This window comes from Candidatus Kosakonia sp. 282A-S69 (genome assembly GCF_029433855.1).
GTDB lineage: Bacteria > Pseudomonadota > Gammaproteobacteria > Enterobacterales > Enterobacteriaceae > Kosakonia > Kosakonia cowanii_A.
The window spans coordinates 1,397-1,645 of the sequence record NZ_JAROAU010000005.1 but is presented as its reverse complement, the minus strand read 5'-3'; the positions used below and the strand labels follow the sequence as shown (position 1 = coordinate 1,645).

At 41.0% G+C, this 249-nt stretch carries 1 pseudogene; it reads left to right on the top strand.

The features are described 5' to 3' along the window. Nucleotides 1–249, top strand: a pseudogene (locus PU683_RS20760) (UDP-glucosyltransferase); the annotation flags it as partial.

Here is a 249-nt window from a genome sequence, read left to right as displayed (position 1 = left end):
AAGGATGATCAGCCTGATCTGATCATCTATGACTTTGTTGCGCTGGCTGGTAAATTGTATGCTGAAAAGCTTAATGTTCCGGTCATTAAGCTCTGTTCGTCATATGCCCAAAATGAATCCTTTCAGTTAGGAAATGAAGACATGCTGAAAAAAATAAGAGAAGCAGAGGCTGAATTTAAAGCCTACTTGGAGCAAGAGAAGTCGCCGGCTGTTTCATTTGAACAGTTAGCTGTGCCGGAAGCATTAAAT